Annotated in this window: 11 protein-coding genes; all 11 read left to right on the top strand. The window is 65.6% G+C overall.

What is annotated here, in order from left to right:
* Nucleotides 1-46 precede the first annotated feature (46 nt).
* The 11 genes from DL237_RS14450 (at nt 47) to DL237_RS14400 (ending at nt 13794) form a co-directional block, all read left to right on the top strand.
* Nucleotides 47-1222, top strand: coding sequence for an ABC transporter substrate-binding protein (locus tag DL237_RS14450; protein ID WP_158585655.1), 1176 nt, complete (start codon nt 47-49; stop codon nt 1220-1222).
* Nucleotides 1223-1309: 87 nt separating this feature from the next.
* Nucleotides 1310-2269 carry a TAXI family TRAP transporter solute-binding subunit gene (locus DL237_RS14445; protein ID WP_119399796.1) on the top strand — a complete coding sequence of 320 codons (960 nt, stop codon included), beginning with the start codon at nt 1310-1312 and terminating at the stop codon, nt 2267-2269.
* 99 nt (nt 2270-2368) lie between these two features.
* Entirely contained in the window at nt 2369-4273 is a 1905-nt protein-coding gene (locus DL237_RS14440) for a TRAP transporter permease (protein ID WP_158585654.1), read from the top strand.
* A gap of 177 nt (nt 4274-4450) precedes the next feature.
* Entirely contained in the window at nt 4451-5197 is a 747-nt protein-coding gene (locus DL237_RS14435) for an SDR family NAD(P)-dependent oxidoreductase (RefSeq protein WP_119399794.1), read from the top strand.
* Complete coding sequence (locus DL237_RS14430) at nt 5194-6729, top strand: sugar ABC transporter ATP-binding protein (RefSeq protein WP_119399793.1); 1536 nt, start codon at nt 5194-5196, stop codon at nt 6727-6729. Before DL237_RS14435 ends, DL237_RS14430 begins: the two co-directional genes overlap by 4 nt.
* Nucleotides 6730-6775: 46 nt before the next feature.
* On the top strand, nt 6776-7756 hold the full coding sequence (locus DL237_RS14425; RefSeq protein ID WP_158585653.1) for an ABC transporter permease: 981 nt from the start codon (nt 6776-6778) through the stop codon (nt 7754-7756).
* A 62-nt stretch (nt 7757-7818) separates the two neighbouring features.
* On the top strand, nt 7819-8796 hold the full coding sequence (locus DL237_RS14420; protein ID WP_119399791.1) for a sugar ABC transporter substrate-binding protein: 978 nt from the start codon (nt 7819-7821) through the stop codon (nt 8794-8796).
* A gap of 63 nt (nt 8797-8859) precedes the next feature.
* Nucleotides 8860-9948, top strand: coding sequence for a Zn-dependent alcohol dehydrogenase (locus DL237_RS14415; protein WP_119399790.1), 1089 nt, complete (start codon nt 8860-8862; stop codon nt 9946-9948).
* A complete protein-coding gene (locus DL237_RS14410) occupies nt 9945-10430 on the top strand; it encodes a (2Fe-2S)-binding protein (protein ID WP_119399789.1) in 486 nt (161 codons plus the stop codon). The genes DL237_RS14415 and DL237_RS14410 overlap by 4 nt, the downstream gene beginning before the upstream one ends.
* 6 nt (nt 10431-10436) lie before the next feature.
* Nucleotides 10437-11483, top strand: a complete 1047-nt coding sequence (locus tag DL237_RS14405) for an FAD binding domain-containing protein (RefSeq protein ID WP_119399788.1) — start codon at nt 10437-10439, stop codon at nt 11481-11483.
* Between the two features lie 4 nt (nt 11484-11487).
* Entirely contained in the window at nt 11488-13794 is a 2307-nt protein-coding gene (locus DL237_RS14400) for a xanthine dehydrogenase family protein molybdopterin-binding subunit (protein ID WP_233545012.1), read from the top strand.
* Nucleotides 13795-14021 lie beyond the last annotated feature (227 nt).

Raw genomic sequence — 14021 nt, 5'->3', positions numbered from 1 at the left:
CGGTCCAACCAAGCAAAAAAACAATAAATCCAACATGGAGACCAAGATGAAATTGCGTACCACACTGTTGTCGGCCGTTGCGATCATGGCGGCGCTGCCCGCCTTTGCCGGAGAGACAATCAAGATCGGCAATATCGTTGCCAGCTCGGGCTTTTTGAAAAGCGTCGGGGAAAGCGCGCTGACCGCCTTTGATATCGCGGTAAAGGAAATCAACGATGCCGGTGGCGTCAACGGCAAACCGATCGAACTGATCCGCTTTGATTCAGGCTCTGACCCGCGCCAGGCCTCGGTCGGCGCGCGCAAGCTGATCCAGGATGATGACGTTCTCGCCATCCTCGGGCCGTTCTCGTCGGGCGAGGCGCGCGTCGCGCTGAACGACGCCGACCGCTTCAAGGTGCTGATGATCCCGACGGCGGCCTCGGCCCCCGGTCTGACGGACGACAGCAAATACGGCTGGCGCCTGACCGAGGACGAAAGCAAGCAGTTCGGCCGCCTTCTGGCCGCGCTGACCGCCTCCGACATCCCGCACGAGACCGCCGAAATCGTCTATGTCTCCGACGAGGTTGTCGCCAACAGCGCGGGCACGCAGCTGTACCCGGCCCTGATGAAGGAGGCGGGTATCGAGGTGGGCGAACCGATCCCGGTTCAGTTCAAGAGCTTTGACGTGTCGGCGCAGGTCGCGACGATCATGAAGAAGAACCCCGATGTCGTTGCCGTTGCCGGCCTGCCGCAAAGTGCCTCCAAGGTCATCAAGGAGCTGCGCCGCCAGGGATACGAGGGCCGGGTCATCGGCAGCCAGATCTTTGCCGACCCCAATATCGTCGAGCTGTTCGGCCCCGAGGGCGAGGGCACGCTGGTCGTGGCCGGGTTCTGGCCGGGACGGACCGACGCGGCCTCGACCTTCAACACGGAATTCCTGTCGCAGCTGGAGGACAAGGGCATCCACAAGCTGGGCGCGCACCATACCGATGCGCAGGCCTATGACGGCGTCTACCTGCTCAAGCAGCTGATGGAACAGACCGGCGTCACGGGCGACGAGGACAAGCTGGACGAGGAGCGCGCCGAGCTCGCCGCGGCCATGGAAGGCGTGTCGTTCAACGGGATTGTCGGTGACAATATCTGCTTTGTCGGCCATGACGCCGAACTGCCCGGTTACGTGATCGAGGTGACAGGCGGCGAATGGACCAAGTTCGCCGAAGCCCCAGCCGACAAATGTGACTGATCCCCGGCCCGCCGCGTCCCCTTCCGCGGCGGGCCCCTTTCATGCCGCTGCCTCGCTCCGGCGCGGCCCTTATCCGGGAGACCGAAGATGTTCATCACACCCAATTTCCGCACGTTCGCCATGGCCACGGCCCTGACGGTGTTCGCCTCTGGTGCCGCGCTGGCCCAGACCGTTGCCATCGGCACCACCAAGGGCGGCGCCACCGCGCAATTGTCGAATGCGCTGGCCGCCGTCATCTCTGACGGATCGGACCTGCTGGTGCGGCCGCAGGCCATGGGCAATACCTCGCAATACCTGCCGCTGGTCGACGCGGGCCGCATGGAGCTGGGCATCGCCAACCTGCCGCAGGCCAGCTTTGCCGTTCTGGGCGAGGGCATGTCCGAAGGTCAGCCGATGCCCAACCTCAAGATGGTCGCGACGCTGATCCCCTTTGACGTTGGCCTTCTGGTGGCCAGCACCCTCGGGATCAGCGATATCGGCGGGCTTGCAGGCAAGAAGGTTCCCAAGTTCGCGGACGGATCACTGGGCGATTACGTCCTCAAGGCGGCCTTGGCGACGGCCGACCTCGGCTATGACGATGTGACCCCGGTGCCGACGGCGAACTTTCCCGCGATGTTCCAGGCGATCAAGGACGGGCTGACGGATGTGACCATCGCGACCGTCGGATCGGAGGCGACCTATGACATCGAAGCAGCCGTCGGCGGCGTCACCTTTCTGACGATGAAGGAGGGGGACGGGGTTGCGCTGGACAAGGTCCTGCCCGGCACCGGCCTGACCGCCTGGGACGGGGCAAAGGAAATGCCCGGCATTTCGTCGGGCACCCTGACGTTCAGCTATCCCTACATGCTGTTCGCCAATGCCGACGTCTCGGACGAGATCATCTCCAAGGTGGCCAAGGCCCTGTACGAAGGCGAAGCGGAGCTGAAGGCGAACGGGCCGCTTTGGGCGACCTATGACCCCACCAGCCTGGCAAGCGCGCAAAAGCTGGAGTACCACCCCGGCGCGGTCGCCTATTACAAGAGCGTCGGCATCTGGCCCGCCGACTGACACCGCCCTGCGGTTTCGGGTCCGCAGCGCTGGCGCCAGTGGGTGCTGCTGCGGGCCCGGGATGACTCCTTGTGCCCCAACATGACCGTGAAACCTGCCATGCCCGACAATGTCCGCCGCCGAAGTGCCGAGATCTATGCCAACGTCCTGTGTTTTGCCACGCCGGCTCTGGCCGTCGTCTGGGTGCTGTCGCTTCCCCAGCGTGTCGGGCTGCTGATCTATCCCGAACAGATTGCCGGGGTGATGCTGGGCGCCGCCCTGTCGGTGATCTATCTCAAGGGCATCTCCGACAGGTCGCGGGGGGCAGCGGTGGTGGACGGCCTGCTCTCTCTGGTGGCAGGCGCCGTCGCGATCTGGGTCTTTCTGCGGTTCCCGGTGCTGGCCGAGGGGCAATACACCCGTCCGACCGAAACCGCGGTGCTGGGTATCCTTGTCACCGGCCTCGTGCTTGAGGGGTTGCGCCGCGCAGTTGGCTGGACGCTGGTGGTCATTTTCGTCGCGGTTCTGGGCTATGCCCTGTTTGCCGATCACGCCCCGCAGGCCATCGTCGGGCGGCCCATCCCGTTTCTGGAAGTCATGCAGTTCCTGGGGGCCGACAGCACCGCGACATGGGGGCAGGCGCTACAGATTGCCGCGTTCATCGTCGTGGTCTTCGTGTTGTTCGGCGGCATCCTGGTCGCCGTCGGGGGCGGTGACTTCTTCACCCAGCTCGCGCTCAAGGCCGCGGGGAACGGGCCCGGCAATGCCGCCAAGGTCGCGGTCGGGGCTTCGGCGCTGATGGGCTCCGTCTCCGGCTCTGCCGTGTCGAACGTCATGTCCACCGGCGTCATGACCATACCGCTGATGAAACGCGCGGGCTTTCGCCCCGAGCAGGCCGGCGCGATCGAGGCGGTCGCCTCGACCGGCGGTCAGCTGATGCCGCCGATCATGGGCGCGGCGGCGTTCCTGATGGCCGAGATCCTGCAAATCCCCTACCGGGAGATCCTGATCGCGGCCCTGCTGCCCGCCGCGCTCTACTACATCTCGATCTTCACCCAGATCGACTTTATCGCCCGGCGCGACAGGATCGCCTCGCTCGAGGACACCGAGCGCGCGCCGGTCCTGACGATCCTGCGGCGCGGCTGGATTGCCGTGGTCGCCTTTGTCCTCCTGCTGGTGCTGATCTTTCAGTTCAGGATGCGCGCCGAAACCGCCGCCGTCTGGACCGTCTTCGCCATTTCCGCGCTCGGCCTCGTGGCCAACGCCGCAAACCTCGGGGGGCTGTCGGGGCGTGATCTGCTGCGGGCGGTGGTCCGCACCGGGCGCACAACCTGCGATGTCCTGCTGATCACGGCGGCGGCGGGCATGATCATCGGCCTGCTGTCGGTGACCGGCCTCGGCTTCGCCCTCAGCTATTTCCTGATGGATTTTGGCCAGGACAACCTGTTCGGCCTGCTGATCCTGACCGGGCTGGTCGCCATCGTGCTGGGGCTGGGCCTGCCGACCTCGGGGGTGTACCTGCTGCTGGCGTCGCTGGCCGCGCCCGCGCTGGTGCAACTGGGCGTGCCGGACCTGCGCGCGCATATGTTCGTGTTCTACTACGGCATGTTGTCGATGATCACGCCGCCGATCGCCATGGCCGCCTTTGCGGCTGCGTCGATTTCGGGGGCGTCGCAGATCCAGACGGGGCTGCAATCCTTTCGCTTTGGCTGGATCGCCTACCTGCTGCCCTTCCTGTTCATCTACAAGCCCGCGATCCTGATGCGCGGAACGGCCTGGGACGTCGGCTATGTCTTTGTCAGCGCGACCGCCGCGCTGATCCTCGTCACCGGCGCATTGGTCGGCCATGCCCGCACCCCGCTGTCCTGGCCGGTGCGTGTGCTCTGGGGTGGGCTGGGCATCGCGATGATGGCGCCGCTGCACACAACGGCGGGCTGGGGTGTGGAATACGCGGTTTCGGCGGCGGGCCTGCTGTGCCTCGGCCTGCCGATGGCGCGCGCGGCTGCGGGCAGGCCGGCGGCCTGAGCTGCCCGATGCTGCGGAATTAGGCGCAGGCACCGGGCCGCAAATATATATGGACAAAATTATTATTTAACTTTTGACTGGTACGGACATATTGCAGGAAGCTCTTGCTAAACCGCATCCCAATTCCGCCCTGACCAGATCGGGCAAACGGATGCCCCCTTGCAAGAGATCGACGGAATGCCTCTTCTCAATGGACAGCGAATTGTCGTGACGGGCGCCAGCCGTGGCCTGGGCCGCGCAATGGCGGTTGCCCTCGCTGCCGAAGGGGCGACGGTCATTGTCACCGGGCGCGACCTGGCTGCGCTGGCAATGACCAAGGCGGCAGTCACCGAAATCGGCGGGGCTTGCGAAACACATGCCCTTGATATCACCGACGCGAATGACGTCGACGACTTTGCCGAAAAGATATGGACAAATGGCCCGGTTGATACGGTCTTTGCCAATGCCGGGATCAGCCTGACCAAACCGGCGACCGACACGACCGATGCCGATATGCGCCGGATCGTTGAGGCCAACGTCCTTGGCAGCTTTGCCACCCTGCGCGCCTTCGGGGCGCGGATGCTGGTCCGCGGGTCGGGCAAGCTGATCGCGACCTCGTCCGACATCGGCATTCGCGGCTCGGCAGGCTGGGTCGCCTATGCGGCCAGCAAGGGCGCGCTGAACGCGATGGTCAAGACACTTGCCTGGGAATGGGCGCCGGGGCTGACGGTCAATGCCATCGCGCCGGGGGCCTTTGCGACGGACATCAACGCGCATCTGCTGGCGGTGCCGGAGGTGATGCAGGCGATCAGTGCCGAAACACCGCTGGGCCGCGTCGGGCAGGCCGACGAAATCGGCCCCCTGGCCGTGTTCATGGCTGGCAGCGGGTCGGATTTCATGACCGGCGAAATCATCTCTCTGGACGGCGGTATCAAGAAATCATGAACAGCGATCTCCCGAATTCCGGCCTTTCGACACAGGCGGACCCGCTGATCACGGCCACCGGCATCCGCAAGACCTTTGGCCCGACAGTCGCGCTGGATAACGCGCAGGCGGTGCTCTATCCCGGCGAAATCCATGCGCTGATGGGCGAAAACGGGTCGGGAAAATCGACGCTGCTGACCATCCTGGCCGGGGCGCAACCCGCCGATGCAGGAACCATCACCCTGCACGGGCGTGATCTGGTCGGTTTGACCCCGGCCGAGGCGCGCGCCAGGGGGATCGCCGTGGTCAGCCAGGAACCACAGCTGGCACCGGCGCTGACGGTGGGTGAAAACATCTTTCTGGGCCGCTTGCCGCGACGTGCGGGCGGCGTCAGCTGGCGCGAAACCCACCGGCGCGCGGCCGAAATCCTGGCCGAGCTGCAATTGGATATCGACCCCCGCGTGGCGGTGTCCACCCTGTCCCTGGGGCGCCGGCAGATGGTCGAGATTGCCAAGGCGCTGGCCGACCGCCCGCAGGTTCTGTTGCTGGACGAGGCGACGAGTTCGCTGGACGAGGCAGACACCCGGACGCTGTTTGCCCTGCTCTCGCGCCTGCGCGCCGCCGGCACCGCGATCGGCTTCGTCTCGCACCGCATGACCGAGGTCATGGAACATGCCGACCGCGCGACGGTGCTGCGCGATGGTCAGTACATCGGCACCCGCAAGCTATCGGAAACCGACGAACATGAACTGGTGTCGATGATGGTCGGGCGCGATCTGAAATCCTACTGGCACAAGGCCAGCGTCGCGCAGGGAGATGCGCTGTTGCGCATGGTGCGGGTGGCGCGCGGGCCGTTGAAATCCATCGACCTGACGGTGAACCGGGGCGAGATCGTCGGCCTGGCCGGGCTGGTGGGCAGCGGGCGCAGCGCGCTGCTGCGCACGATTGCCGGCGTCAGACCGATGGAGGCGGGAGAGATGTTCCTGAACCGCAAGGCGGTGCGCATCCGCTCTCCACGCCAGGCGCGTCAGCTGGGCGTCGGCTATGTCCCCGAAGATCGCAAGGGCGAGGGGCTGGTGATGCACTGGTCGCTGTATCGCAATGCCGGGCTGTCCCGGGTCGCGGCGCTGCCTGTATTGGCCCCGATCAGCGAACGCATCGACCGGGCGGCCTACGCGCAGGGCACGCAGGGGCTCAAGGTGCGCACCGCCGACCCGCGGCAGGCGGTGTCCGAGCTGTCGGGCGGCAACCAGCAAAAGGTGCTGATCGCGCGCGAGCTGGCGATCACGCCCGACCTGCTGCTGCTGGACGAGCCGACCCGTGGTGTCGATGTCGGCGCCAAGGAGGATATCTATGCCCAGATCGCGCACCTGGTGCGGGGCGGCATGGGCCTGATGATCGCCTCGTCCGAATTGCAGGAACTGATCGGGGTCTGCGACCGGATCCTGGTGCTGTTCCAGGGCCAGATCGTTGCCGACATTCCGGCGCGCGACGCGCGCGAGGAAACACTCGCCTACTGGGCGTCGGGCGCGCACCTGATCGGCGCGGCCTGACCCCCGTGCACACCTCAGCCCCCATGACACAGCGAAAGAAGCCATGATGACCGCCGCGGAAAACTCCTCAGATACCGACAAGATACCGACGTCGTTTCCGACGTTGCTGCGCCGCTACGCCGGCGTCGGGGCGGCGCTGGTCGCGCTGATCGTGTTCCTGTCGCTGACCCAGGAAAACTTCCTCAAATACAATAACATCATGAATATCCTGCGGACCAATTCGGTGATGTTCGTGGCGGCGGTCGGGCTGACCTTCGTGATCATCAGCCAGGGTCTCGACCTGTCCGTCGGTTCCATGACCGCCCTCGGCGGCGTCTTCCTCGCCGAGCTTCTGACCTCGGGTGTGGGGGCTTGGCCGGCGATTTTCCTGACGATTGCGGCCTGTACGATCCTGGGTGCGGTCGTGAACGGAGGGCTGATTGCCTACGGCGGTTTCAACTTTTTCGTGGTTACGCTGGCGATGATGCAGCTGCTGCGCGGTGCGGCCCTGGTCATTTCAAATGGCGTCCCTGCGTCGACCTTCATGTGGGATCCGGTGCAATGGGTGGGGGATGGCGTTGTCCTCGGCCTGCCCGTGCCCGTCGTGTTGGCCGTGCTGATCGGTCTGCTGGGCTATGCGGTCATGCGATGGACGCGCTTCGGCCGCTCCGTCTATGCGGTCGGCGGGAATGAGACGGCTGCGCGATTGGCCGGGATCAATGTCGCCCGCGTGCGCGTCGCGGTTTACGGCATTTCCGCCGCCTGTGCCGGGGTATCGGCCATCATGCTGACAGGGCGGCTGACGTCTTCTCAGCCGGTCAGTGCCGCCCTCGGGCTGGAGCTGTCGGCGGCGGCGGCGGTGCTGCTGGGCGGCGCGAGCTTTGCTGGCGGGTCAGGCAATATCGGCGGTTCGGCCATCGGGGTGCTGTTCCTTGGCGTGCTGGCAAACGGCATCACCCTGGCGGGCGTCCCATCCTATTGGCAGGGCATCGCGACCGGCGCGGTGCTGATCGCAGCCATCGCCCTGGATCGCATTCGCGCGAAATAAGCAGACTTTTCAATAACCAACGCAGGGCAGAGCCCGCATTCACCAACACGGAGCAAGATCACATGAGCTACCTCAAGACCCTTATGGCCAGCGGAGCGCTGGCGACTGCCGGTTTCGCGGCAAGCCTGGGCAGCGCGCAGGCGGACGAGCCTTTCGTTGTCGGGATCCTGGGCGCGAACTACGCCATTCCGGCTGCGCGCGCGCAATACGAAGGCGTCGCCGCCGGTTTGAAAGAGCGCGGTATCGAATACAAGTTCCTGGATGCAATGCTCGACATCAACAAGCAGGTGTCGCAGATCGACCAGTTCGTGACCGAGGGCGTCGACGCGCTGGTGATCAACGTGGCGGGCGATCCGAACGCGGTGCTGGCCCCGCTGAAGCGCGCCGAGGCCGCGGGCATTCCGGTGTTCGGCATCGGCGGCACGCCGGGCTTTGACGCGTTGGTGGTGCAGGCCGATATTCCGTCGGCGGAACAGGGGGTGCGTTCGGGCGACTACCTGTGCGAGGCCACGGGCGGCAAGGGCGAGGTGGCACTGATCAAGACCATCGAATTGCCCACGTTGTCGCCGCGTTGGGACATGGCGCGTGAAACCATGCAGGCGCATTGCCCCGACCTGAAAATCGTGGCCGAGGAACGCGCGATCCCCGACGATTCCGCGACCGCGCGTCCGATCGCGGAAAACCTGCTGACCCGTTTTCCCAACCTGACCGCGATCTGGACATCCGGTGACGGTCCGGCCCTGGGCGCCGGGCTGGCCGCGAAATCTGCGGGCCGCGACATCATCGTGACGGGCATCAACGGCGAAGCCTTTGCACAGGCGGGGATCAAGCAGGGGCTGATCGACGCCAGCTGGGACATGGAGCCGGTGAAGGTCGGCTACGACCTGTCGATGTGGGTGGCCGATATCCTGCAAGGCAAGGTGGACAAGCCTGCCGAGACGGTCGTTTTCACGCCTGAAAACGTGCCGGAATGGACGGCTGAGACCATCGACCAGTGGAAGCCCTACGAAGAGCGCATTGCCTTTCCCGGCCTTCAGTAACCCTGTTTGTTGGCGCGGCCCGAAGGTTGGGCCGCGCAATCCGTACTACGTGAAAGACCTGCCATGAAAGCCCTCATTCTGAACGAGACCGGTCACGCCCAGGAACTGATCGACGACCTGGACGTCGATCTGCCGCAGGAACACGAGGTTCTGGTGCGCACCTGTGCCTGCGGGCTGTGTCACAGCGATCTGCATTTCCGGCAGGGCAAATGGTCAAGCTTTCCGTTGCCCTTGGTGCTCGGGCACGAGTGTTCCGGCGTGGTGGAAAAGGTCGGCTCTCAGGTCAGTTACCTCAGCCCCGGTGATCACGTCGTCGGCTGCCTGACGCCATTCTGCGGCGAATGCGAAAACTGTCTGAAGGGGCGCCCCAACATCTGCATCGGCGGCGGCTTGCAGCGAAGCGAAGGTGCCCGCCCGCGTCTGTCCCGCAAGGGCAAGCCGGTGTCGCAGTTCGTCAATCTTTCGGGGTTTTCGGAGATGATGCTGGTACACGAACGCGCGCTTGTCAGGATCGACCGTGACATCCCGATGGACGTTGCCGCGATCATGGGCTGCGCCATCACCACCGGCATGGGGGCCGTTTTCAACACCGCCCAGGTGCGCCCCGGTGAAACGGTGGCCGTGATCGGCTGTGGCGGCATCGGCCTGAGCGCGATCCAGGCCGCGCGGATCACCGGGGCCGGGCGCATCATCGCCGTTGATCGTTCACCGGCCAAGGCCGAGGCCGCCCTGGGCTATGGCGCCACCGATGCAATCCTTGCGGATGGGACCGAGGTGGCGGCGATTGTCGAGATGACCAAAGGCGGCGTCGATCACGCGTTCGAGGCCGTCGGCCTGGCTGCGACGGCCGAGGCCGCGTTCAACGTGACAAAGGCCGGTGGCGTGGCAACCATCGTCGGGCTGTTGCCGCAGGGCGTAAAGGTGTCGGTCGACAGCACCATGCTGACCTTTGATCGGCGCGTGCAGGGGTCGTCCATGGGATCGAACCGGTTCCGTATCGACATTCCCCGCTACATGAAGATGTACGAGGCCGGGGTGCTGAAGGTCGATGAGATGATTTCGGCTCATATCGGTCTGGCCGAGGTCGACGACGCACTTGTTGCCCTGGATCATTCGGACGGCATCACGCGGTCCGTCGCAATGTTCTCATGACCCAGGCGGTGAAATTCACCCTGAACGGGGCTGAGTGCGCCGTCGATCTCGATGATCCGCGGGTCACGCTGCTGGATCTGTTGCGGGAACGGCTGGGCCTGACAGGCGCCAAGAAAGGCTGTGATCGCGGCCAGTGCGGCGCCTGCACCGTATTGATTGACGGGGTGCGGGTGAATGCCTGCCTGACCCTGGCCGTCACGGTGCAGGGGGCCGAGGTGGTCACGGTTGAGGGGCTGGCGACGCAGGGGGCACTGCATCCGATGCAGCAGGCCTTTCTGGACCACGATGCCCTGCAATGCGGTTTCTGCACGCCGGGCCAGATCCTCAGCGCGATCGGGTTGATGAACGAGGGGGAGAGTGGCGAGGACACCGCCCGCGTCCGCGAAGGAATGAGCGGCAATCTGTGCCGCTGCGGCGCGCAGCCGGGTATCATCGCGGCGGTCCGCCAGGTCCTGCGCGCCCGCTCTGGACAGACGGGATAGCGCATCATGAAACCCTTTCAGTTCCTGCGGCCCCGCACCCTCTCCGAGGCTGCCGAGGCACTGCGGCGTCCCGGTGCGATGGCCTATGGCGGCGGCACGAACCTGCTGGACCTCATGAAGAGCCATGCCAGAACGCCTGATGTCCTGGTCGACATGACCGCCGTGTCCGCTTTGCAGGACATTGCGCTGGATGCGGCGGGTGACTTGCGGATCGGGGCGGCAGTGCGCAATGCAACGTTGGCCCGGTCCCCGTTGTTGCAGCGCCATTCCCCGATGGTGGCCGAGGCGCTGCTGTCAGGAGCGTCGGCGCAAATTCGCAATATGGCGACGGTCGCGGGCAATCTGTTGCAGGAGACCCGCTGCGCACATTTTTCCAACCCGGATGCCGGTTGTGGTCGGCGTGACGGGGGGCAGGAGTGTGATGCGCGTCTGCATGCGGGGCGCGAACACGCGGTGATCGGCTGGTCCGAATCCTGTCGCGCCGTGCATCCGTCGGATTTCTGCGTGCCGCTGGTCGCCTTGGATGCCATGGTCGAGATTGTCGGCCCGTCGGGGTTGCGCCGCGTAGCCCTTGCCGATTTTCTGTTGCTGCCCGGTGACACACCGCAGCGCCGGACGCAGTTGGGGGCGGGCGATTTCATCACGGGCCTGATCCTTCCGGCAGCGGCGGCGGGTTTTGCCGCGCATGGCCGATACCTGAAAGTGCGCGAGCGGACCTCGTTTGCCTTTGCGTTGGTGTCGGCGGCAGCGGCGGTCCAGATCAAGGAAGGGCGCATCCTGGCGGCACGCCTTGCCCTTGGCGGGGTGGCGCCAAAGCCCTGGCGCGTGACTGCCGCCGAAGACTGCATGGGGGGCCGGCCCCCGACGGCAGACGTCTTTCGCGCGGCAGCCGAGATCGCGCTGAGCGGTGCCGCCGCCTCTGGCGACAACGGTTTCAAGATCGAGCTGGCAAAGCGCACCGTCGTGCGTGCCTTTGAACGCGCGACGGTTGGTGTTGCGCCCCTTGATGCAGCCATGCCTGCGTCGGTTTTCGACACATTATCCAAGGCTTGACGGTATGGAACAGGATACGACCACGTTGTTTGGGCCGAAGGTGCCTGATGCGGATCACGGGTTCAGCATGGCCGCGGCGCCCCGCCGCTTTGGCACTGGTGGGCAGTCCCTGGCGCGGCGCGACGGGCTGGCCAAGGTCACGGGCGGCGCGCGCTATGCGGCAGATACCCCACTTGCTGCCGGGCTGTACGGGGTGGTGGTTGCCGCAGGTATTGCACGCGGGCGGGTCGCGGCGCTGAACGTGGCGGCTGCATTGGCGCATCCGGGCGTGGTCGAGGTGCTGACGCCGCAGAACCGCCCCGCACTGGCACAGCACCCGGACGAAAAACGGCACCCGTTCAATTTCCGGCTGGAGGCCTTGCAGGATGACACGATCCGCTATGCCGGTCAGGCCATTGCCATGGTGCTGGCCGAAAGTCTTGAGGCGGCAACCGAAGGCGCGCGCCTGCTTGCGCCGCGCTATGTGTCCGAGCCGCCGCGCATCGGGTTCGAGGGATCGGCCCCGTGGCACCCCGGGATGGTCGGCTTTTTTGCCCCACCGGCGCAGGAAATCGGGAATGTCGCCAAGGGCTTGGCCGATGCGGACGTGGTGACGCAAACGACTATTGAGACACCAGCGCAATTTCACAACGCGATGGAGCCACATGCCATTGCCGCGGAATGGATCGAGCAGGAGGGGCGTGCCCGGCTGCTGCTGAACACCCCGAACCAGGGGCCGGTCATGACGGCGGCTCTGATCGCGGGGTATCTGGGGATCGCAGCCGAGGACGTGATCCTGCGTACGCCGTTCATTGGCGGCGGTTTCGGATCAAAGTTGATGGTCTATGGTGCGCTGCTGCTGACGGCGCTGGCGGCGCGAAGCCAGGGTCGGCCGGTCAAGACCGTGCTGACGCGGGCGCAGATGTACGGGCCAGTCGGGCACCGCGCGGGCACACGGCAGGCGCTGAAGCTTGGGGTCGGAAAGGACGGCAGGCTGACCGCACTTTCGCATGAGGTTCAGGCGCTTACCTCCAGTTTCGAGGATTTCGTGGAGCCCGCGGGGCGGGCCTCTCAGCACCTCTATGCGGTGCCGAACCTGGCCATGTCGCACACCGGGTTGCGGGGCGATATCGGTACGCCGCTGGCGATGCGGGCCCCGGGCGAGGCGAGCGGGTCTGCCGCGCTGGAGGTGGCGATGGATGTCGCCGCCGATGCGGTCGGGCTGGACCCGCTGGAATTCCGGCTGCGCAATTATGCCGAGGTCGATCCCTCAACCGGACATCCCTTTTCCTCCAAGGCGTTACGCGAGTGCTATGCGCAGGGGGCGGCGGCGTTCGGCTGGGCGGGCAGACCATTGGCGGCGCGCAGCATGCGGGATGCACGGGGGCGGTTGCTGGGGTGGGGCATGGGGACGGCGCAGTACATGTGCACCATGTATCGCGGAGAGGCGCGGGTCACTTTGCACGGCGAGGGGACTGCGCTGGCCGAGGTGGCGGGCGTGGATATGGGGCAGGGCGCCTGGACCATTCTGGCACAGACGGCGGCCGAAGGACTGGCGATTTCGCCTGATAATGTCGTGCTGAGATCGGGCAGTTCGGTGCTGCCGGATGGGGCGGTGGCGGGGGGATCGGGGCACACGGCCACCGCCGGAACGGCGCTGTCGCAGGCCGGAAAAGCCGTGGTGCAGCAGCTGACGGAGCTGGCCCTGAGCGACCCGAAATCGCCGCTGTTCGGTGCCGGAAACAGCGGCGTTCTGGCCGTCGACGGGCGATTGCTGCGCGCAGATAATCCAACGGTGGGAGAGGCTTATACCGATATCATGGCCCGCGCCGGGCTGGCCGAGTTGGCCGGGACCGGGGTGGGGGAGCGCGACGCTGCCCATGCCGGGGCGTACGCAATGTTCAGTCATGGCGCGGTGTTTGCCGAAGTGGCGATCGACCCCGACATCGGGCAGATCCTGGTGACGCGAATGGTGGGGGCCTTTGCCGCCGGGCGTATCCTGAACCCGCGCATGGTGCGCAGTCAGCTGGAGGGCGGGATGATCTGGGGATTGTCCTTTGCGCTGCACGAGGAAGCGGTGTTCGATCCGGTGTCGGGCAAGGTGCTGAACGACGATCTGGCCGGGTATCACATCCCGGTTCATGCGGACATTCCGGCGATAGAGACGATCACGGTCGAGGAGGTCGACCCTTACGTCAATGCGCTGGGCGTCAAGGGGGTGGGCGAGGTCGGGATTACCGGATCTGTCGGGGCCATTGCCAATGCCATTCGTCATGCGACGGGCTATACCCCGACGAAATTTCCCATACGGATAGAGGACTTGGCCCTTTAGGCCCCGACGGTTCCGGGGGTGGCCTGATGGCGTGGTGACCGCTGTGTGCCATGGCGGGATCTGGTGCACCGGGGGCGCGGTCAGATAAGGCCCGGCGGTCTGCAAGGTCGGTCGCCAAGCGGTATCGCGGCGGTATCCGGGCGGCGGAGACGGTGCCAGGAGGGGGGAGGCCGGGGGCGGCAGCCGCATCGGTTTCAACGTCGGTATCTGGGCGGTATCCGGGCGGT

Source organism: Pseudooceanicola sediminis, from assembly GCF_003575965.1.
In the GTDB taxonomy this organism is placed as follows: Bacteria; Pseudomonadota; Alphaproteobacteria; order Rhodobacterales; family Rhodobacteraceae; genus Pseudooceanicola; species Pseudooceanicola sediminis.
This window is presented reverse-complemented; position numbering and strand designations above follow the sequence as displayed.

Bases quoted from the DNA above. Each gene is read 5' to 3' on its own strand.
- DL237_RS14450 (WP_158585655.1), top strand. From the start codon at position 47: ATGAAATTGCGTACCACACTGTTGTCGGCCGTTGCGATCATGGCGGCG.
- DL237_RS14445 (WP_119399796.1), top strand. From the start codon at position 1,310: ATGTTCATCACACCCAATTTCCGCACGTTCGCCATGGCCACGGCCCTG.
- DL237_RS14440 (WP_158585654.1), top strand. From the start codon at position 2,369: ATGCCCGACAATGTCCGCCGCCGAAGTGCCGAGATCTATGCCAACGTC.
- DL237_RS14435 (WP_119399794.1), top strand. From the start codon at position 4,451: ATGCCTCTTCTCAATGGACAGCGAATTGTCGTGACGGGCGCCAGCCGT.
- DL237_RS14430 (WP_119399793.1), top strand. From the start codon at position 5,194: ATGAACAGCGATCTCCCGAATTCCGGCCTTTCGACACAGGCGGACCCG.
- DL237_RS14425 (WP_158585653.1), top strand. From the start codon at position 6,776: ATGACCGCCGCGGAAAACTCCTCAGATACCGACAAGATACCGACGTCG.
- DL237_RS14420 (WP_119399791.1), top strand. From the start codon at position 7,819: ATGAGCTACCTCAAGACCCTTATGGCCAGCGGAGCGCTGGCGACTGCC.
- DL237_RS14415 (WP_119399790.1), top strand. From the start codon at position 8,860: ATGAAAGCCCTCATTCTGAACGAGACCGGTCACGCCCAGGAACTGATC.
- DL237_RS14410 (WP_119399789.1), top strand. From the start codon at position 9,945: ATGACCCAGGCGGTGAAATTCACCCTGAACGGGGCTGAGTGCGCCGTC.
- DL237_RS14405 (WP_119399788.1), top strand. From the start codon at position 10,437: ATGAAACCCTTTCAGTTCCTGCGGCCCCGCACCCTCTCCGAGGCTGCC.
- DL237_RS14400 (WP_233545012.1), top strand. From the start codon at position 11,488: ATGGAACAGGATACGACCACGTTGTTTGGGCCGAAGGTGCCTGATGCG.